Below are 19,105 nucleotides of genomic sequence, written 5' to 3' on the forward strand. Positions count from 1 at the left end.
GGGGTCAGCTGAAGCCGAACTCGCCGGCCAGGACGAGGGCGGCGGCCCCCTGCAGGACGCCGTTCTCCCCCAGGCGGCCCAGGCGCAGGCGCACGGACGGGCCGGTCGTCGGCAGGAGCGTCCCCTCGACCGTGGAGGTGGCGGCGTCGAGCAGCGGGCCGTCGAGGAGGTCGCCGGGGCCCACGAGGAGCACCTCCTCGAGGTCGAGGGCGGCGACGACGGGGGCCAGCACGGCCCCCAGCCGCCGGCCGGCGTCGCGCAGGGCGACGCGGCGCCGCGCCGGGGTGCGCCCCTCGAGCGTCCGCGCCAGGTACGTGGGGGCGACGATCGTCTCCAGGCACCCGCGCCGGCCGCACTCGCAGGGCTCACCCCGCGGATCCACCGTCAGGTGTCCGATCTCGCCCGCCGCGAGCCGGTGCCCGCGCACGAGGTGGCCGTCGAGCACGATCCCGGCCCCGACGCCCTGGCCGACGACGACGGCCATGAACCCCGACGCGGACGCCCCGGCGTACGTGAACTCGGCCAGCGCCGCCGCGTCGGCGTCGTTGGCGACGTGGACCCCGACCCCCAGCCGGGTGGTCAGGGTCTCGGCCAGCGGCAGGTCCTTCCAGCCGAGCCGCACGGACTCCACGATCCCGCCCGCGGCGTCCACGATGCCCGGCGTCCCGACGCCGACCCCGACGACCCGTTGCACCGCTGCCCCGATCGCCTCGCGGCAGACGCGCTCGACCGCGTCGACCGCCTCCTGACCCCGCACCCCGGAGAAGTCCTCGGTGCGCTCGCTGACGACGGCGCCCGCGAGGTCGAGGACGGCGACGCGCGCCACGGGCAGCCGCTGCAGGTCGACGGCGACGATGTGGTGCTCGGTCGAACGCAGACCGACCATCATCGCGGGCTTGCCGACGCGCCCCTCCGGGCGCAGCCCGAGCTCGGCGACGAGGCCGTCGGCGAGCAGCTCCCCCACGATCTCCGAGACGGTCACCCGGGTCAGGCCCGTCGCCCGCGCCAGGTCGGCGCGCGAGACGGGGCCGGAGTGGAAGAGCAGCCCGAGGACGACGGCCCGGTTGTGGGCCCGGGCCTGCGTCGGCAGCACCTTGGCGCTGGGCCGCAGTCCCCGCGTGGAGGTGCGCCACGGCGTGGGGTGGGGCCGGGCGGCGGGGGCGGTCGGGCTGGTCACACGGATTAGTTTCCCTCACCTACGAATCGTCGGCAAGACCCCTTCCGGAGATGGGAAGGAAGGGTTACATTCCTGTTAAGCAGACGTCCTGACCCTTGTCACACGTCGCTGGCAGTGCGAAGACTCATCGCCGAGTCCCCCCGCTCCAGCACCCGCAGGGCACCGCACCACAGCTCGTCCCCCAGCACCGTCGCACCGGACCGAAAGGCTGTCAGTCATGAACCTCACCCGCCGATCCCTCCTCGCCAGCGCCTCCGGTGCCGCCGTCCTCGGCGGCCTGGGCGCCTGCGGGAACGACACGTCCTCCTCCTCGGGCAGCGGAGGCAGCGGCGGTGGTGGCTCGAAGAAGATCACCGTCTGGTTCATGCAGGACTCGGTGCCGGACTCGACCCAGGCGAACCTCAAGAAGACCTTCGAGGAGCAGAACGCCGGTGCCACCCTCGACATCCAGGTCCAGCAGTGGGACGGCATCGTCTCCAAGCTGCAGACCAGCCTGGCCAGCAAGGACCAGAGCCCCGACGTGGTCGAGTTCGGCAACACCCAGGTCGCCCTGTTCTCCTCCGTCGGCGCCCTCCTGGACATCTCCGACATGGAGGACGCGCTCGGCGGCAGTGACCTCATCCAGAGCTTCATCGACGCGGGAACCTGGGAGAGCAAGCTCTACGCCACCCCGATGTACGCCGGGGCCCGCGTGTACTACTACCGCAAGGACCTGTTCGCCGCGGCCGGCATCGCCGAGCCCACCAGCCTCGACGAGCTCGTGGCCGCGGCCAAGAAGCTCGACGCGGCCAACCCCGAGAAGAACCCGAACTTCTCCGGCATCTACTTCCCGGGCGCCGACCCGCACACCAACGAGGGGTGGCTGTTCACCCACGGCGGGCAGTACGCCGAGCAGTCCGGCAAGACCTGGGCGGGCAAGCTGTCCAGCACCGAGTCGCAGGCCGCCCTCGCCCAGGTGCAGGACCTCATGCTGCACGCCACCAAGTACGCGCTGGACTCCAACGAGAACGTCCAGGCCGCCTACCAGCTCTTCAACGACGGCAAGATCGGGATGTACAGCGCCCTCAACGTCGCCTCCGGCAAGATCGACCAGGCCATGTGGGACGCCGGCAAGGTCGGCGTCCTGGCCCTGCCGGGCCTGACGCCGGGCAGCGTCGGGCACACGTTCTCGGGCGGTTCGAGCCTGGGCATCTCCGCGAACAACCACAACCTCGACCTGTCGAAGAAGCTCATGGAACTCCTCTACGGCGACGACTTCATGACCGACATGGCCAAGGTCGGCGGCTGGATCCCCGGCCGGACGTCCTTCGCGTCGGCCCTCACCGGCCCCGCCGGGTCCATCGCGCAGAAGGTCATCGAGAACTCGGTCCTCACCCCGAACTCCCCGCAGTGGGGCGTCCTCGACGGGAACAACGTCCCCCGCGACTTCTGGGTCCGCATCGCCAAGGGCGAGGACGTGAAGACCGTCGCCGCCGACGTGGACAAGACCATCGCCGACGCCCTCAACAAGGGCTGACCCGGATCCGCCCCGTCAGCACGACGACCCAGCAGGAGGAGAACGTGGTGTCCGACCAGCTCAGCGCCGGAGTGGGCGGCGCTCCCGCACTCACCGCGGGGGCGGCCCCACCGCGGACGCGCACCGGGAACCGCCGCAGCCGGCGATCGCTCCTCGTCCCCTACCTCCTGCTGGTGCTGCCGGTGGGCCTGGTGTGCGTGTCGCTGGGCTACCCGATGGTCAAGCAGTTCATCATGTCGTTCCAGGAGTTCGGGCTCGCCCAGCAGTTCGGGCGCCCCCCGGAGTGGATCGGCCTGAAGAACTACACCACGGTCCTCACCGACTCCTACTTCTGGGTCGTCGTCGCCCGGTCGGTGGCGTTCTGCGCCGTCAGCGCCGTGCTGACCATGGTCGTCGGCGTCGCCCTGGCCGTCCTGCTGCAGCAGCTGTCGGTCGTCCCGCGCGTCCTGCTGCAGGTCGCGCTCGTGCTGGCGTGGGCGATGCCGCCGCTGGCGGCCCTCACGGTCTACACCTGGCTCGTCGAACCCCGCTACGGGCTGGTGAACTGGATCCTCACGAGCGTGGGCTTCGAGCAGTTCCGGGCCTACTCCTGGCTGGCCGGCAGCCAGTGGACGTTCTTCGCGATCGCCGCCCTCACCGTCATCTGGACGTCGGTCCCGCTGGTCACCCTGTCGTCGTACGCCGCGCTGAACCAGGTCGACGACGCGATCCTGGAGGCGGCCCAGCTCGACGGCGCCGGCGGCTGGACGCGACTGCGGACCGTCGTCCTGCCGATCATCCAGCCCGTGATCCTGCTGCTGTTCATGCTCGAGATCATCTGGGACCTGAAGGTCTTCACCCAGATCAAGGTGCTGCAGTCCAGCGCCGGGAACAACGAGGCCACGAACCTGCTGGGGACGTACGTCTACGAGACGGGCATCGGCGGCGGGAACTACGGCGTCGCCTCGGCGCTGGCCACCGTCATGCTGCTGCTCGTCCTCGTCCTGACCTTCCGGTACATGCGGACCCTCATGAAGCAGGGAGACCTCTGATGGCCACCACCACCGCGACGTCGGGGACCGCCGGGGGAACCACGAAGGGCACCGGTGGGCTGTTCGACACGACCCGCTCCCCGCGCAACCGGCACCGCAAGGTGTGGAACGTCGTGGCGATCGTCCTCGCCGCGCTGTGGGCGTTCCCCATCTACTGGATGATCAACTCGTCCCTCATGCCGGCCGACCGGCTGCGCTCGACCCCTCCCCTGCTGGCACCGATCCACCCGAGCACGCACGCGTTCGGCCAGATCTTCCACGACGCGCTGTTCTGGCGCTCGCTCGGGTTCAGCGCGGCCGTCACGTCCCTGGCCGTCGCGGTCTCCCTGCTGTCCGCCGTGCTGGGCGCGGTCGCCCTCAGCCGCTTCGCCTTCCTCGGCCGGCGCGCCGTCCTCGTGGCCGTGCTCGTCGTCCAGATGATCCCCGCCGAGGCGCTGTTCATCTCCCAGTACCGCATGCTCGACGGGTGGGGCCTGCTGGGCACCGTCCCCGGGCTGTCGCTGCTGTACGTCGGGCTCATCGTCCCCTTCACCGTGTGGATGCTGAAGGGGTTCGTCGACGGCGTGCCCGTCGAGCTTGAGGAGGCCGCCATGATGGACGGCTGCTCGCGGTTCGGGGCGTTCTTCCGCGTCACCGTGCCCCTGCTGGGCCCCGGGCTCGTCGCCACCGGCGTCTTCGGCTTCCTCGTGGCGTGGAACGAGTTCACCCTCGCCTTCGTCGTCCTCGCCTCCGGTGACCGCCTCACCCTGCCCGTGTGGCTGCGGACGTTCTCCTCCAACCTGCAGGAGACCGACTGGGCCGGCGTCATGGCCGGGTCCACCCTCGTCGCCGTCCCCGTCCTCGTCGTCTTCATCCTCGTCCAGAACACCATGGCCAAGGGCATGGTCGCCGGCGCCGTCAAGGGCTGAGACCTCCCCCCGCACCGAACCTGGAGTCACCCCCGTGCCTGTCACGCCGTTCCCCCGCCCGAAGTCGATCGCCAGCACGACCGGCAGCGGCCCCGCCCCCGACGCGCCCGTGCGCGTCGTGTTGGACCCGGCCACCCCGGCCCAGGGTTTCCGCCTGCAGACGTCGCCGGAGGGCATCACCGTCACCCACGCCGACGCCGCCGGGCTGCGCTACGCCCTGGCCACGCTCGACCAGCTGCGCGCCGACCGGGACTTCGCCACCACCAGCTACGACGTCAGCGACCACCCCGACTTCGGCGTCCGCGGGTTCATGCTCGACATCAGCCGCGACCGCGTCCCCACCCGGCGCACCCTGGCCCGCTGGGTCGAGGTCCTGGAGCTGGCCCGCATCAACTCCCTCGAGCTCTACACCGAGCACACCTTCGCCTTCCGCGGCGAGCAGGCCGTCTGGCAGGACGCCTCGCCGCTGACCCCCGCCGACCTGCAGTGGCTCGACGCGCTGTGCGCCTCGCGGGGCATCGACCTGGTCTGCAACCAGAACACCCTCGGTCACATGGAACGCTTCCTCAAGCACCCCGACCACGCCAAGCGCGCCGAGAACGAGGACGGGTTCACCATTCGCGGGCAGCACCGCCCGCCCAGCACGGTCGAGCCGAGCCGGGAGAACGCCGAGTTCGTGCAGGGTCTGCTCGAGGACGTCGTCCCGAACTTCCGGACCAAGCGCCTCAACATCGGCGCCGACGAACCCTGGGAGCTCGGCACCGGCAAGAGCGCCCAGCGCGCCGAGGAGGTGGGCCTGGGCACGGTCTACTTCGAGTACGTCACGCAGGTCATGCAGCCGTGGCTGGACCGCGGGTACACCGTGGAGTTCTGGGCCGACGTCTTCGGCGACCACCCCGAGCTCATGGACAAGGTGCCGGCCGGGGCGGTCCCGGTGGTCTGGCAGTACGACTCCCCCGCCCTGCTGGCCGAGGTCGTCGACTCCGCCTCCCCCGGTCAGGTGCAGGAGTGGCGTTCCCTCGGCGTCGACGTCACGGCGCTGCGCGACGGCTTCCGCGACCGGGCGAAGCTGCTGCTGGACGCGGGCATCCCGTTCTGGGTGGCGCCGGGGGCCAGCAACTGGAACTCGCTGCTGGGCCGTTGGGACAACGCCGTCGCGAACATGGTCGACGCCGCCGAGGTGGGCCTGGAGAACTCCGCCCAGGGCTACCTGAACACCTCCTGGGGCGACCACGGCCACTGGGACCCCCCGTCGGTCGCCTTCGGGCCCGTCCTGTTCGGCGGGGCGGTCTCGTGGTCGCTGGAGGACAACCGCGACGTCGACGTCGCGGCCGTCCTGAACGACGCGCTGCTGCTGGACCCGACCGGGGTCGTCGGCGACGTCCTGGTCCGGGCCGGGAAGGTGTGCCAGCGCCTCGGGGCACCGCTGCTGAACGCCTCGCCGCTGTGCCTGGTGCTGCGCGAACCCGACCAGCTCAAGCCCTGGGCCGTCCCGGCGCCTGAGGCCCTGGCCGCGGTGCACGACGAACTCCTCTCCTGCCTCGCCGACCTGCGCGGCGCCGACCCGGCCGCGGCCGACGGCGACGCCGTCGTCCGCGAGCTCACGCAGGCGCTGCGGTTGAGCGACCTCGCCGTGCGCGCCCTGCAGGCGCGGGCGCAGGACGGTTCCTTCGCCGCCGACGCGGCCCCGCGCCTGCTCGCCGAGCTCGACGACCTGCTGGAGGAGCAGCGGGCCTGCTGGCTGCTGCGGTCGCGCCCGGGCGGTCTGGCCGACAGCGTCGCGGAGTTCGGCCGGTTGCGGCACGCGCTCGTGCGCGCCGCGAGCTGAGCAGTGGCCGTGCTGACGTCCACCCGGACCGTGCGCATCGGTCTGGACATCGGCGGCACGAAGATCGACGCCGTGGCCCTGGGCGCGGGGGGCGAGGTGCTGGCCACCGACCGGCGCCCCACCCCCACCGGGGTCCTCGACGTGGTCTCCACCGCCTCCGCGGTCGTCACCGGTCTCGTCGGCGGGCTGGGCGGCCCGGTCCACCTCGACGGGATCGGCATCGGGATCCCGGGCCTGGTGGACCCCGTCGACGGGACCGTCCGCAACGCCGTGAACCTGGGTCTGGGCCCGGACCCGGTGGACCTGGCCGACCTGCTGAGCACGGCGGTCGGCGGGGTCCCCGTCGTGGTCGAGAACGACGTCAAGGCCACGACCTGGGGGGCGTACACGCTGCTGGCGCCCCCCGGCGACCTCGCCCTGCTCTCCCTCGGGACGGGCCTGGCCGCCGGGCTCGTCGTGAACGGCGAGCTCCTGCGGGGGGCGGGGTCGGCGGCCGGCGAGATCGGCCACCTGGCCCTCGACCCGCGCGGGCACGTCTGCAACTGCGGGCAGCGCGGCTGCCTGGAGACCCTCGCGGCGGGGTCGGCCCTGCAGCGCGACTGGCCGCACGGGGACGAGGGACGCTCGGCCGACCACCTCTTCGCCGCCGCGGACGCGGGCGACCCCCGCGCCGGGGCGGTGCTCGAGCGGTGGTTGGCGGGGGTCGCCCTCGCCGTCCGCACCCTCGGCCTGACGTGCGACCCGTCGGTGATCGTCCTGGCCGGCGGCGTCGCCGGTGTCGGCGAACCGCTGCACCGCAGCGTGTCCCAGGCACTGCGCCGGCAGGCGCGGGGATCGGCGTTCCTGACGGGCCTGGCCCTCGACGAGCGGTTGGCCCTGCTGCCGACCGACCGGCCCGTGGCGGCGATCGGGGCCGCCGCGACGGCGGCCCGAACCCACCCCGGGGCGTTCACTCCGGGACGGTGACGATGCGGTTCTGGTAGGCCCACACCACGGCCTGCAACCGCGACCGCACCCCGAGCTTGGGCAGCATCCGGGCCAGGTGCGACTTCACGGTCGAGACCTCGACGACGAGTTCGGCGGCGATCTCCTCGTTCGACATCCCCTGGGCGAGCAGCGCGAGGACGTCGCGCTCGCGGGCGGTCAGGAGATCGCCGCCGTCGGTGACCCGGACCGGCTGCAGGCGGCGGCGGGAGACGAACTCGCGCAGCACGCGCCGGGTCAGGGCCTGGTCGATGGTCCCGCCGCCGGCCGCGACCTGCCGGACCGCTTCCACGATGGTGTCCGGGTCGGCGTCCTTGAGCAGGAAACCCGACGCCCCGGCCTCCAGGGCGCCGAACACGTAGTCGTCGAGGTCGAACGTCGTCAGCACCAGGACGGGGACCGCGGGGTCGGCGTCGGGTCCGCACAACTGCCGGGCGACGTCGATCCCGTCGCGCACGGGCATCCGGATGTCGAGGCACGCGACGTCGGGCGCGGTCTGGCGCGCCAGGTCCAGCGCCTGCCCGCCGTCGACGGCGACCCCGACGACGGTGATGTCCGGTTCGGCCTCCAGCAGCGCGGAGATGCCGGCCCGCACGAGGGGCTGGTCGTCCGCGACGAGGACCCTGATCACGTGAGCTCCTGCCGTTCGAGGCCGAGTTCGACCTGCCACCCACCGTCCGGCGTGGGCCCGTACCGCAACGAGGCGCCGACGAGGTCGGCGCGTTCCTGCATGCCGCGCAACCCGAAACCCCCCGAGGACCGCTCGGGGCGGACCGCCGGGGCGCCGTTGCGGACCCGCACGACGAGCCGGGCCGGGTCGCGGTCGTCGACCTCCACGCAGCAGTCGGCCCCGGGGGCGTGCAGCGCGGCGTTCGACAACGCCTCCTGCACGGCCCGGTGCACGGCGAGCTGCGCGAGCGGACCGACCCCGTGCGCGAGGTCGAAACCCTCCCGCCGCTGCGTGCGCAGGGCCACCGGGCGGGGGCTGCGGGCGACGAGGTCGGCGATGGTCGCGACGGATTCCACGGACCGCTCGGCCTCCACGTCCTCGCGCAGCAACCCCACGAGGCGCCGCAGGTCGTCGAGGACGCTCGTGCTCTGGGCCCGGATCTGCCGGGCCCCCTCGTGCGCGCGGGCGGGGTCGGTGTCGATCTGCCGGTCCACCACGGCGGCCATGAGGGCGATGCCGGACAGGTGGTGCGCGGCGATGTCGTGCAGTTCGCGGGCCATCGCCGTGCGCTCCCGGGACACGGCCGCGGCCACGAGCGCGTCCCGTTCGCCCAGCACGGCCCGGTGGACGTCGCGGCGGGAACGGACGACGAGCCCGCCGAGCGCCGGCAGGCCCACGAGCGCCACGCCCTGCACGAGCGCCGCGGGCGCGGGCGTGCCGGCGGCGAGTTCGCCGCCGGCGATCGCGAGGACGGCCAGGACGAGCACCGGCCAGTCCCGCCACACCGCGCGGGACGAGGAGGAGGACGAGGAGCGGGTGACCGCGACCGCCACGGCGACGACGACGGCCGGGCCGCCCAGGCCGTGCAGGCTCTGCGGGCCCAGGGCGGTCGTGGCGGCAGCCAGCACCGCCACGGCGAGGACCGTGGCGCGGGGCGCGGGGCGCACCGCCAGCAGGGCCGCGGCCTGCACGAGGAACAGGACCGCCAGGAGCGACCACCGCCCGGACAGGACCGGCGGCACCGTCCGGGCCGCAGCGGGTTCCTCGCCCGCCAGGAGGAACGGCACGAGCAGCAGGAGGGAGAGGGTCACGGCCGCGGTGCCCGCCGCGACGAGGACGTCACGGCGGGCGGGACGAACCCCGCGGGCGACCATCAGCGCAGTGTACGGTCCGGGCCGCGGTACCCCAGGCGGCCGCGGGTCACGACGAGCAGCGCGGTGGCGGCGACGGCCGACACGACGCACAGCCCCACCATCAGGCGGTCGGCGGGGATCTGCGGGTACATGTCGGTCCACAGCACCGACACGGTGTTGTTCACGCCGACGTGCACGAGGGTCGCCACGGGCAGGCTCTCGCCCGTCCGGTTGAAGACCCAGGCGATGACGACGTTGAACGTCGCGGCGAAACCGGCGAACCACGCCACCTGCGTCCACGTCACGTCGGGCCAGCCGCCCCAGTCGGTGAGGAACAGCGGCAGGTGCCACAGGGCCCACAGCGGCCCGAGGACCGCGACGGCACCGGCGGGACCGAAGCGCGCCTGCAGGCGGGGCAGGGCGAAGTCGCGCCAGCCGGGTTCCTCGGCCAGGCCCGTCGTGAACACCTGCACGACCAGACCCGGCACGAGGGCGGCCAGGACCAGCGCCGAGGGGGCGTGGACGAGGCCGCCGGAGAACGGCAGACCGGAGGCCACGACGAACGCCGGGACCCCCAGCAGGGCCAGGGCGTACCACCGGCCCGGGACGCGCCAGCGCCACAGCCGTCCCACCCACCGGCGCAACCCCGGCCGCCCGTCGGCGAGGGCGGTGACGAGGAAACCACCCCCGAGCGGTCCCAGGAGGGCACCGGGCAGGATCCCGGAGAACTGCGCCGTGCCGAGCAGCTCGGGGAAGCGGACGTGCCACAGCCCCAGGCCGTTGTCGGACAGCACGTACGGCGTCCAGGCCAGCCAGCTCGCCCCGAGGGCGAACACGAAGAACGCGACGAGCGGGTGGCGGATCACGAGGGCCCGGGCGGCGCCTCGCGGTGCTTCCTTCTCGATGAGTTGAGTCACGTCCACGACGCTAGGGAGCAGGCCCCTCCCGTCGCGCCGTGCGGGCGGAGGAACTCCTCCGCTTGCATCGAAGGGTGCAAGCCGTCAGGCGGCGAGCAGCTGGGCGATGAGGGCGTACAACTCCTCCGGGTCCCCGGCGAGCATCTTCTTCACCAGGACGGTCTGCTCGTCGGCGATGACCTCGTAGGCGTCGCGCTCGACCCCGTCGAGGGTCGCGCGGGCCACGTCGGCCGGGTCGGTCTTGTCGAACGCGAAACCCGCGCCCATGTCGGTGTCGGCGACACCGAGGTGGACCGAGACGACCGAGGTTCCCTGGGCGGCGAGCTCGTGCCGCAGCGCGTTGCTCAGGTTCCACACCGCGGCCTTGGTCACGGCGTAGGCGGTCGCCCCGGGAACGGCCAGCCACGAGGCGCTGGAGGCGACGTTCACGACCGTCCCGCCGCCGTTGCGGGCCAGCACGGGGGCGAACGCGCGCACGACGGCCAGCGTCCCCCAGAGGTTGGTGTCCATCTCGGCGTGGGCCGCGCCCAGGTCCTCGCCCAGCAGCGTGGCGCCCGTGGCGATGCCGGCGTTGTTGACGAGGAGGTCCACGTCGGTCGCCACCGCGGCGGCGTGCGCGACGGACGCGGGGTCGGTGATGTCGAGCGCGAGGGTCCGCACGCCGTCGAGGTCGATGAGCTCGGGACGGCGGGCGGTGGCCCACACCGTCGCGCCGCGCTCGACGAGCTGGGCGGCGAGGTGACGGCCGATGCCGCGGTTGGTGCCGGTGACGAGGGCGGTGGCTCCGTTGATCTGCATGCCGGGGACGCTAGGACCTGACACTCGTGTCAGGTTCAAGTCGGGACGACGGGTTCATCCACACGACCTGCCAGCCGTGGCCGTCGAGGTCGAAGAAGCTGCGCGTCACCATGAACCCGAGGTCCTCGAGCCCGTCCGCCTCGCGACCACCCGCGGCCACGGCCTGCGCGGCGACGGAGTCGACCTCCTCGCGGGTGGCGACGCTGAAGGAGAACAGGGCCAGGGCGTGGGTCCGGGGATCACCCACCGGCACGTGGGAGAACTCGGCGAAGCGCTCCCGGCTGAGGATCATGACGTGGGTGCCGTCCCCGACGCTCAGGCAGGCGGAACCGTCGCCGTCCATCGCCGGGTCGAAGGGGAAGCCGAGACGGGTGAAGAAGGCCTTGCTCCTCTGGACGTCCACGACGGGGACGGTCACGAAGAACGGGCGCTGGGGCGTGCTGGTCGCAGTCATGCCCGGTGGACCCGACCGCGGGCGAGAACTCATCGTTAGGCTGCGCAGGTGCGCATCGGTGAGCTCGCACGGCGGGCCGGGGTCAGCGTCCGGTCGCTGCGGTACTACGAGCAGCAGGGGCTCGTCCCGGCGGACCGGACGAGCGGTGGGCACCGCGAGTACGCCGAGTCCGACGTCCCGCGGGTCAGGTTCGTCCAGCTGCTGTTCTCCGCGGGGTTGCCCAGCCGGACCGTCGTGCAGATCCTGCCGTTCCTCGACACGGGCGTCGCGACCCCACGGATGCGCGGGCACCTCGACGACGAGCACGCCCGACTGCAGGCCCGGATCGACGAGCTCACCGCCGCCCGGGACCGGTTGGCGGACCTGCGGGAGATCGCCGCGCAGGCGGCGGCGGGCCGGGCACCGGAGCAGTGCGCGCTGGAGGCGCGGGTCGCCGCCGGGTGAGGGGCCGACCGGGTTCCCCGGCGCGGCGGAACTCCCGTCCACGCCCGGGTCGGCGGTGCCGGGCGGACCCCGACCGCGGGAGGCCACGGCGGCGCGGGAGTCGGCTGGACGACGCGCGAGCGCTCCGGTCCGCCGCGTTCCGCGATTGTCCTGAGATCGTTCCCAGGATGCCCCTACAGTGTGCCGGATGGACGAGCTGCTGCCGACGACGCTGGTGGACGACCTCACGGAACAGGTGACCCGGCGGGCCGGTGACCGGGTGGGGGCGATCTTCGCGCGCGCCCTGCGGGAGACGGTCGAACGCACCCCCACGGTCCGCCCCGACGGGTCGGTGTTCGTCGTCACGGGCGACATCCCCGCGATGTGGCTGCGCGACTCCACGGCGCAGTGGCAGACGTACCTGCTGCTGCTCGAGCGCGCCCCCGCGCTCACGGGCGTCGTCGCGGGCGTCCTGCGCACCCAGTTCGCCTCGATCCGGCACGACGCCTACGCGAACGCGTTCAACGACGGCCCCACGGGCCGCTGCCACGAACCGGGCGACAACAGCGACGACCCGTGGCTGTGGGAGCGCAAGTACGAGGTCGACTCCCTGGCGTTCCCGGTGCTGCTGGCCCACCGGCTGCGGCGCGCGATCGACCGCGACGCGGAGCTGCCCGGGCTGCTCGGTCCCGACGCGCACCCGGCGATGCGCCGGGTCGTGGACCTGTGGCGCCTGGAGCAGGACCACGAGGAACGCTCCCCCTACCGCTTCGTGCGGCCCACCGACCTGCGCAGCGAGACCCTCGACCGCGACGGCCTCGGCACGCCCGTGGCCCGCACCGGCATGACGTGGTCGGGTTTCCGGCCCAGCGACGACGCGTGCGAGTACGGCTACAACGTCCCGGCGAACCTGTTCGCCGCCCGCGCCCTGGACCACGTCGCCACCTTCGCCCGCGACCTGTTCGACGACGCGGGACTGGCCGCCGACGCCGGGTCGCTGGCCGCGGAACTGCGCGCGGCCGTCGCCGCCCACGGCGTCGTGGACCACCCCGAGCACGGCCGGGTCTGGGCCTACGAGGTCGACGGCCTCGGCGGCGTCCTGCTGGCCGACGACGCGAACGTGCCGAGCCTGCTGTCCCTGCCGCTGCTGGGGGCCTGCGCCGCGGACGACCCGCTGTACGTCGCGACCCGCCGGCTGGTGCTGTCGGAGACCAACCCGTGGTTCCACCGCGGGAAGGCGGCGACCGGCATCGGCAGCCCGCACACCCCCGACCGCTACGTGTGGCCCATCGCCCTGTGCGTGCAGGCCCTGACGTCGGGCGACGAGGACGAGGCCGTCCGGACGCTGCGGCTCGTCGCCGACACCGACGACGGCACGCTGCACGTCCACGAGGGCTTCGACGTCGACGACCCGTCGTGCTGGACGCGGGAGTGGTTCTCGTGGGCGGACTCCACGTTCTGCGAACTCGCGCTGTCGCTGCTCGGCGAGCGGGTCACCGACCTCGACTGAACCCGGCCAGCACCGCGGCCGCCTCCCGCAGGGCCGCGGTGAACCCCGTCCCGCCGCTCACCGCGCGCTGCAGGGCGGAGTCGAACACCGCGGCCGACACACCGGCCAGCAGGCGGGCGTCGGCGGGCGGGACCCCCCGCCCGCCCAGGGCGCGGGCGAGGGCGTCGGTGATCTCCGCGGCCTTGGTGCGCTCGCGTTCGCGCAGTTCCTCGCTGCCGGCGATGACCGCGGCGCGGACGGCCTGGTGCGTCGTGACGCGCAGCAGTTCCTCGCCCACCTCGGCCAGCGCCGCGAGGACGGCCTCGGGCGCCGGGACCGCAGCGTCGGCGGCCGCGACGCGTTCCTCGAGCGCGACGGGCAGGCGTTCGGAACCGGCGAACAGGACCTCGCGCTTGTCCTTGAAGTGGCGGAAGAACGTGCGCCGCCCCAGGCCGGCGCGGTCGGTGATGGCGTTCACCGTCACGGCGTCGTAGCCGTGCTCGGCGAACAGCTCCAGGGCCGCGACCCGCAGGCGGTCCGCGCTGCCCGGTTCCCAACGTGGCACGGCCCAGGGTACCGTGACGACACTCAGTGCCATCAAGGTGCTGCCACCTGGACGGAGAACGTCGTGCCCCTCCCCCGCACGGGCATCTGGATCGCCGGCGCCACCGGCCGCACCGGCCGGGCCCTCACCCGCCGCCTGCTGGAGACCACCGACCACGAGATCACCCTGCTCGGCCGCGACGCCGGCCGCCTGGAGCGCGCGAGCGCGGACCTGCCCCGCCCCGTGCGGACCGCGGTGCACCCCGACCTGGCCGCCGCGGCCGAGGCCGTGCGCCACGGGCGGCCGCTCGTCCTCGTGAACCTGGCCGGCGACTACCGGGGCTCGACGGTCCCGCTGGCCCGGGCGACGCTGCCCGGCGGGCACTACGTGGACCTCGCCAACGACCTCCGGGTGCTGGAGGAGCTGCGCACCCTCGACGCCGACGCCCGGGCGGCGGGCAGCACCCTCGTGACGGGCGCGGGTTTCGGCGTGCTCGCCACCGAGGCGCTCGTCGTGCGGCTGACCCGGGGACTGCCCACGCCCGCGTCCGTCCAGGTCGACGCCCTGGGGTCCTCCGCCACGCAGGACGGCGAGACCGGTGAGGCCTTCGCCGCCAGCGTCGTCGACGTCCTCACGACGGGCGGACGGGAGTTCCGCGGCGGCGAGCTCGTCCGCACCCGGCTGGCGGCCCGCGCCGAACGGTTCACCCTGCCCGACGGCACGACCGTCGCGTCCGCCTCGGCGCCGTCGGCCGAACTGCTCGCGGCGCACCTGGCCAGCGGGGCACCGGACGTCGTAGCCACCTCCGGACTCGTTCCGGCGCAACGGGTCGTGCGGGCCCTGCTGCCGCTCGCCGGTCGCGCGCTGTCGATCCCCGCCCTGCGCCGGGCGGCGGTCTCCCGGCTCGCGCGGACCAGGACGCAGGCCGCGGCCCGGCCCCGCCCGCACTCGTGGGGTCGCGCCGTGGTCGTCTGGCCCGACGGGTCCCGGCGCGAGGGCTGGCTGCGGGCCGGCGACGCGATGGAGTTCACCGGCGAGGTCCTGCTCGCCGTCACCCGCCGGGTCGCCGACGGTCGCACGGACCCCGGGGTCCACACCCCGGCGGGCGCCTGCGGCCCGGACGTGGCCGAGGAGGCGGGGGCGAGGCTCAGTCCTGCTGAGCCCGCACCGCCGCGTCGATGACGTGGGACAGCCCGTCCCGCAGCCGTTCGAGCTCGGCGAGGTCCATGCCGAGCCGGGTCACGATCTGCCCGGGGACCTCCAGCGCCCGCTCGCGCAACGCCCACCCCGCGTCGGTGAGCGTGACGGCGAGGCTGCGCTGGTCCTCGGGCAGGCGCTTGCGCTCGAGCAGGCCGTTCGCCTCGAGGCGCTTGAGCAGCGGGGACAGGGTGGGCGGGTCGAGCTGCAGCGCCTCGCTGAGCTCCTTGACGGACATCGGCTCGCGCCCCCACAGCGCGAGCATCACGAGGTACTGCGGGTGGGTGAGGCCGAGGGGCTCCAGGACGGGCCGGTAGACCGACAGGACCGTGCGGGCGGCCACGACGAGCGCGAAGCAGACCTGACGCTCCAGGGCGAGCGGGTCGGTCGTCTCCGTGGTCGTCATGGACGCCAGGTTACCGGTTAACGCATTAACCGTTAGCGCGCCATCGTCGGCGAGCGCGCCGTCCACCGCGCCGTCCACCGCGCCGTCCACCGCGCCGGGCCCGGGGCCGCCCCGGGCACCGCTTAGATTCGGGGCGTGGTGGAGATCGACGACCTGGACCGGTGGGACCCGGCCGACCCGCTGCCGGTGGTGGCGGGGTGAGCGTGCGCCGCAAGTTCAGCGTCCGCGACATCGCGGTGCAGGCGGGGTTGTCGGAGGCGACGGTCGACCGGGTGCTGCACGAACGGCCCGGGGTCCGGGCCGCCACCGTGGAACAGGTGCGCCGGGCCGTCGAGGACCTCGAACGCCAGCAGTCGCAGGTGCGGCTCAGCGGCCGGACGGTGATGTTCGACGTGGTGATGGCCGCGCCCCGCCGGTTCGCCGACGCCGTCCGCGCGGCGCTGGAGGTCGAGCTGCCGGCGCTGCACCCCGCGACGGTCCGCGCCCGGTTCCACACGTCCTCCGGCGCCGGCGGCGCCTGGGTGGCCGCCGAGCTGGACCGGGTGCTGCGCACCGGGTCCAACGGCGTGGTGCTGCAGTCCCCCGACCTGCCCGAGGTGCGGGCCGCGGTCCAGCGGCTGGCCGACGCGCAGGTCCCCGTCGTCACCCTGGCCAGCGACCTGCCGGGCAGCCGCCGGCGCGGGTACGTGGGCGCCGACAACCGCGGGGCCGGCGCCACCGCGGCGTACCTGCTGACGCAGTGGGTCCCCGACCCCGCCGAGACCGTCCTGGTCGTGGGCAGCCGTCAGCCGCAGGACTCCGAACGCAGCCGCCGCAAGGGTTTCGAGGCGGCGCTGGCCCAGTTGGAAGGGTCGGTGCGCCCGGTGCTCGGCGTCGTCGACGACGACCAGGACCCCGCGGTCCTGGAGGAGGCCGTCGTGGCCGCCCTCGCCGGGCGGCCGACGCTGCGGGCGGTGTACTCGATGTGCGCGGGGGCCGGCGGCAACGCGGCCGTGGTCCGGGCCTTCGAACGGGCCGGCACCCGCCCCGTCGCGTTCGTCGCGCACGACCTGGACGGGGAGAACGCCGACCTGCTGCGGCACGGCGACCTGTCCGTCGTGCTGCACCACGACCTGCGCAGCGACTGCCGGCAGGCGTGCCGGATGCTGCTGCAGGCCCCCTACACCCGTTCCGAGCTGCCCGGCACGGCCTCCCCGATCCAGATCCTCACGCCGTTCAACGTGCCTCCGGGCGCCTGACGTCCTCGTCCTCGGGCTCGTTCGCCTTCAGCAGCAACGACATCCCGGCGTAGGGCGCGAGCCACACGCCGAAGCTCTTGAGGTCGTCGACCCAGCCGATCTCCCCGCCGTTCGACAGGTCGACGACGGGGACCCGGGGGGTGAAGAACTCCGAGCGCACCGACCCCTCGATCGTCTCGGCGCCGAAGTTCAGCACCGTGACCTGCAGGGTGGCGCGGCCGTCGTGGGCGGCGGGGTCGAGCTCGTGCACCATCACCAGCATGCTCGGGTGCGCGACGGCCGGGATGTCGATCTGTCGGGCCGTGGCGATGCGGTTGTCCCGGCGCACCTGCAGGACCTCCCGCAGCTTGTTCGCGAACGAGTTCTCGTCCTCGAGCTGCTGCGGCACGTTGCCGTACAGGGACCGTCCCACCGGGATCCCGGACGCCGACATCGTGGCCTCGGGTGCGACGCCCATGAGGTCGTGCGCGGCGCGTTCGATCCAGCGGGTGTCGCCGGAGCTGAGCAGGGGTTTCACGGCCTCCACCGGCAGCGGCAGCATCCCCAGCAGGTCCCAGCCGGAGAGCGCGAAGACGCCGGGCTGCCAGGCGTTGAACATCGCCATCAGCAGGTGGGCGCGCTTGATCTGCTCGACGTCCTCCTGGGTCAGGTCGTCCAGGACGCGGTGCCCGCGGCTGGCGGCAATGACGCTCGCGCTCGTGCAGGCGATCCCGTTCGTCGTGAAGACGAGGTTGTAGGGGCCGTTGTCCCCCGTGAGGCGCTCGACGAGGTCGGCCCGGATGGTCTCGGCGAGAGCTGCGCCGGTGGTGGTCGAGCCGCGGAACTCGTACTCGTCCTCGGCGTGCCGGGTGGCCCAGTGGACGAGTTCGTAGGTGAGCTCGTCGTGGTTCTGCAGGGCATGGACCAGCGAGGCCGGGTCGACGCCGAGCGCCAGCGCCTGCCGCAGGCACAACCGCAGGAACTCGGTGTCCCCGGTGGCGACGGCGTGCTGGACCCCGGGCCGGGTGATGAAGTCGTAGGAAAGGTCCGCGCCGACCTCGGAGGTGTCGCGGATGTCCTCGATGGTGAGGTTCAGCTCCTGGAAGGTGAACCCGCCGACCTTGCGCACCATGCCTGCGATGAGGTGGTTCGCCGCCTCCGACAGCGGGTGCCCCTCGGACCACGCGGGACCCTCGACGGTCTTCTCGACGCCGAGGAACCCGTTGGCGTCCAGGCGCAGTGCGCTCGTCCCCAGGTCGCCGAGGGAGTGCAGGGCGTCGCCGATGACGAGTTTCATCCCGGCGAAGGACGGGTCGAGCCAGTTCACCGACGGCTGCCCCTGCTTGAAGTAGTGCAGGTACACCCAGCGCCGGACGACGCCGTCGACGCCCTCGACCTCGCGGGTGGCCGACCAGTTCGTCTCCTTGATGCCGGGGGCGTAGAAGATGACGCGCTGGAGCTGGCCGATGATGAAACCGCGTTCGGACAGGGCGGCCTCGGCCGCGGCGTCGAGGTTCGCCGCGTCGTGCCCGGGCGGGACGTCGGGCAGCAGTTCCCAGCACTCCGGGGGGATCTCGACCATGTGGTAGATGCCGGGGTAGTCCTGGAAGGCCATCTCGGCGAGGCGGAAGTCCGCCCCCTTGCCGGTGTGCCCGGGGACGATGTCGTCGATGACGCTGCCGTCGTGCTCGGCCGCGACCTCGCACAGGTGCCGGAACTCGCCCTCGGTGCCGAACATGGGGTCGATCTCGGTGGAGATGCGGTCGAAGTGGCCGTCGACGCTCGGGGTCTGCCGCCAGCCGTCGAGCCCGCCGGCGGACTTGACCGGGCCGGTGTGGACGGCGTCGATGCCGATGCGCTGGAACGCCTGCCACAGCTCGGGGTCGCCGAGCGAGCCGAGGAACGAGCGGCCCTGCCGGGTGACGAGCGAGATGGGGTACGCGGTGAACCAGACGGCGGCGGTGTCGACGGCGCGCCGGGGGTCGGGCTTGGCGTAGGGGTTCTGCCACATGCTCGACTTGCCGGAGAACTGCCGGCTGATCTTCTGGGCGTCGGCGAGCATGGACTGCGCCAGCAGCCACCGGACGTACTCGGGGTTGGACCCGTCCGCGGCCCCCTCCCCGGCCGCCGGGCGCGGGGGCGCGTCGGTGCCGCGCAGTCGCGCCTGCGGGCGGGGGCGGCGCAGGGATCGAGGCCTGGCCGGGTAGCGCTGCTCGTCGTAGGTGATCTCACTCGGCTCGTGCTCGACCAGCTCGACCAGCTCGGCGGTCACGTCGGTCACGTCGGTCTCGTCCACGGACCTCACCCCACCACAGTCCGGCCCGCTTCTCATCCGGAGATCGCGCACAGGTTTTCCGATAACGATTCTCACTCGTGCTACGGTCCTGCCGTTCACAGCTCCCGACCAGGTTGG

Annotated in this window: 18 protein-coding genes; 9 read left to right on the forward strand and 9 right to left on the reverse strand. The window is 73.4% G+C overall.

Annotated elements, in window-relative coordinates; genetic code table 11:
- Window positions 1-4: 4 nt before the first annotated feature.
- Window positions 5-1,177, reverse strand: a complete 1,173-nt coding sequence (locus CLV37_RS13700; RefSeq protein ID WP_106211207.1) for an ROK family protein — start codon at window positions 1,175-1,177, stop codon at window positions 5-7.
- Window positions 1,178-1,394: 217 nt separating this feature from the next.
- Between CLV37_RS13700 and CLV37_RS13705 the strand changes: the two genes are divergently transcribed.
- The 5 genes from CLV37_RS13705 to CLV37_RS13725 are packed head-to-tail and all read left to right on the forward strand — an operon-like array spanning window position 1,395 to window position 7,426.
- Window positions 1,395-2,693 (forward strand): extracellular solute-binding protein, encoded by a 1,299-nt coding sequence (locus CLV37_RS13705; RefSeq protein WP_106211209.1) that lies wholly within the window; start codon window positions 1,395-1,397, stop codon window positions 2,691-2,693.
- Window positions 2,694-2,740: 47 nt separating this feature from the next.
- On the forward strand, window positions 2,741-3,724 hold the full coding sequence (locus CLV37_RS13710; protein WP_245885397.1) for a carbohydrate ABC transporter permease: 984 nt from the start codon (window positions 2,741-2,743) through the stop codon (window positions 3,722-3,724).
- Window positions 3,724-4,632, forward strand: coding sequence for a carbohydrate ABC transporter permease (locus CLV37_RS13715; protein WP_106211213.1), 909 nt, complete (start codon window positions 3,724-3,726; stop codon window positions 4,630-4,632). The genes CLV37_RS13710 and CLV37_RS13715 overlap by 1 nt, the downstream gene beginning before the upstream one ends.
- Before the next feature lie 34 nt (window positions 4,633-4,666).
- Window positions 4,667-6,460: a family 20 glycosylhydrolase gene (locus tag CLV37_RS13720; protein WP_106211215.1), complete on the forward strand. Its 1,794-nt coding sequence runs from the start codon at window positions 4,667-4,669 to the stop codon at window positions 6,458-6,460.
- A gap of 9 nt (window positions 6,461-6,469) precedes the next feature.
- Window positions 6,470-7,426 carry an ROK family protein gene (locus CLV37_RS13725; RefSeq protein WP_245885398.1) on the forward strand — a complete coding sequence of 319 codons (957 nt, stop codon included), beginning with the start codon at window positions 6,470-6,472 and terminating at the stop codon, window positions 7,424-7,426.
- Here the strand turns inward: CLV37_RS13725 and CLV37_RS13730 are convergent.
- From CLV37_RS13730 to CLV37_RS13750, 5 genes are all read right to left on the reverse strand, one after another.
- Window positions 7,410-8,075, reverse strand: coding sequence for a response regulator (locus tag CLV37_RS13730; protein WP_106211218.1), 666 nt, complete (start codon window positions 8,073-8,075; stop codon window positions 7,410-7,412). The two genes, CLV37_RS13725 and CLV37_RS13730, sit on opposite strands and share 17 nt — an antisense overlap.
- Window positions 8,072-9,268: a sensor histidine kinase gene (locus tag CLV37_RS13735; RefSeq protein WP_106211220.1), complete on the reverse strand. Its 1,197-nt coding sequence runs from the start codon at window positions 9,266-9,268 to the stop codon at window positions 8,072-8,074. The genes CLV37_RS13730 and CLV37_RS13735 overlap by 4 nt, the downstream gene beginning before the upstream one ends.
- A complete protein-coding gene (locus CLV37_RS13740) occupies window positions 9,268-10,164 on the reverse strand; it encodes a CPBP family intramembrane glutamic endopeptidase (protein WP_211298637.1) in 897 nt (298 codons plus the stop codon). The genes CLV37_RS13735 and CLV37_RS13740 overlap by 1 nt, the downstream gene beginning before the upstream one ends.
- Before the next feature lie 84 nt (window positions 10,165-10,248).
- On the reverse strand, window positions 10,249-10,962 hold the full coding sequence (locus tag CLV37_RS13745) for an SDR family oxidoreductase (protein WP_106211224.1): 714 nt from the start codon (window positions 10,960-10,962) through the stop codon (window positions 10,249-10,251).
- Between the two features lie 10 nt (window positions 10,963-10,972).
- Window positions 10,973-11,416 (reverse strand): VOC family protein, encoded by a 444-nt coding sequence (locus tag CLV37_RS13750; protein WP_106211226.1) that lies wholly within the window; start codon window positions 11,414-11,416, stop codon window positions 10,973-10,975.
- 48 nt (window positions 11,417-11,464) lie between these two features.
- Between CLV37_RS13750 and CLV37_RS13755 the strand changes: the two genes are divergently transcribed.
- Both CLV37_RS13755 and CLV37_RS13760 read left to right on the forward strand, forming a co-directional pair.
- Window positions 11,465-11,860 (forward strand): MerR family transcriptional regulator, encoded by a 396-nt coding sequence (locus CLV37_RS13755; RefSeq protein ID WP_106211228.1) that lies wholly within the window; start codon window positions 11,465-11,467, stop codon window positions 11,858-11,860.
- Window positions 11,861-12,047: 187 nt separating this feature from the next.
- Entirely contained in the window at window positions 12,048-13,349 is a 1,302-nt protein-coding gene (locus CLV37_RS13760) for a glycoside hydrolase family 125 protein (protein WP_106211230.1), read from the forward strand.
- Here CLV37_RS13760 and CLV37_RS13765 read toward each other — a convergent pair.
- Window positions 13,333-13,893, reverse strand: coding sequence for a TetR/AcrR family transcriptional regulator (locus tag CLV37_RS13765; protein WP_106211233.1), 561 nt, complete (start codon window positions 13,891-13,893; stop codon window positions 13,333-13,335). The genes CLV37_RS13760 and CLV37_RS13765 overlap by 17 nt on opposite strands.
- A gap of 63 nt (window positions 13,894-13,956) precedes the next feature.
- Here CLV37_RS13765 and CLV37_RS13770 point away from each other — a divergent pair, with 63 nt between their 5' ends.
- Entirely contained in the window at window positions 13,957-15,054 is a 1,098-nt protein-coding gene (locus CLV37_RS13770) for a saccharopine dehydrogenase NADP-binding domain-containing protein (protein WP_106211235.1), read from the forward strand.
- On the opposite strand, the gene CLV37_RS13775 is transcribed toward CLV37_RS13770, so the two are convergent.
- Window positions 15,020-15,475, reverse strand: a complete 456-nt coding sequence (locus tag CLV37_RS13775; protein WP_106211237.1) for a MarR family winged helix-turn-helix transcriptional regulator — start codon at window positions 15,473-15,475, stop codon at window positions 15,020-15,022. The two genes, CLV37_RS13770 and CLV37_RS13775, sit on opposite strands and share 35 nt — an antisense overlap.
- 203 nt (window positions 15,476-15,678) lie before the next feature.
- Here CLV37_RS13775 and CLV37_RS13780 point away from each other — a divergent pair, with 203 nt between their 5' ends.
- On the forward strand, window positions 15,679-16,713 hold the full coding sequence (locus CLV37_RS13780; protein WP_106211421.1) for a LacI family DNA-binding transcriptional regulator: 1,035 nt from the start codon (window positions 15,679-15,681) through the stop codon (window positions 16,711-16,713).
- Here the strand turns inward: CLV37_RS13780 and treS are convergent.
- On the reverse strand, window positions 16,691-19,024 hold the full coding sequence (gene treS, locus CLV37_RS13785; protein ID WP_425433619.1) for a maltose alpha-D-glucosyltransferase: 2,334 nt from the start codon (window positions 19,022-19,024) through the stop codon (window positions 16,691-16,693). The two genes, CLV37_RS13780 and treS, sit on opposite strands and share 23 nt — an antisense overlap.
- Window positions 19,025-19,105: the final 81 nt, after the last annotated feature.

Origin of the sequence: Kineococcus rhizosphaerae (assembly GCF_003002055.1) — a bacterium.
Classification (GTDB): Bacteria; Actinomycetota; Actinomycetes; order Actinomycetales; family Kineococcaceae; genus Kineococcus; species Kineococcus rhizosphaerae.

Coding starts and splice junctions, on each gene's coding strand:
- CLV37_RS13760 (WP_106211230.1), top strand. CDS start 12,048: ATGGACGAGCTGCTGCCGACGACGCTGGTGGACGACCTCACGGAACAG.
- CLV37_RS13735 (WP_106211220.1), bottom strand. CDS start 9,268: ATGGTCGCCCGCGGGGTTCGTCCCGCCCGCCGTGACGTCCTCGTCGCG.
- CLV37_RS13775 (WP_106211237.1), bottom strand. CDS start 15,475: ATGACGACCACGGAGACGACCGACCCGCTCGCCCTGGAGCGTCAGGTC.
- CLV37_RS13745 (WP_106211224.1), bottom strand. CDS start 10,962: ATGCAGATCAACGGAGCCACCGCCCTCGTCACCGGCACCAACCGCGGC.
- treS (WP_425433619.1), bottom strand. CDS start 19,024: ATGAGAAGCGGGCCGGACTGTGGTGGGGTGAGGTCCGTGGACGAGACC.
- CLV37_RS13705 (WP_106211209.1), top strand. CDS start 1,395: ATGAACCTCACCCGCCGATCCCTCCTCGCCAGCGCCTCCGGTGCCGCC.
- CLV37_RS13750 (WP_106211226.1), bottom strand. CDS start 11,416: ATGACTGCGACCAGCACGCCCCAGCGCCCGTTCTTCGTGACCGTCCCC.
- CLV37_RS13715 (WP_106211213.1), top strand. CDS start 3,724: ATGGCCACCACCACCGCGACGTCGGGGACCGCCGGGGGAACCACGAAG.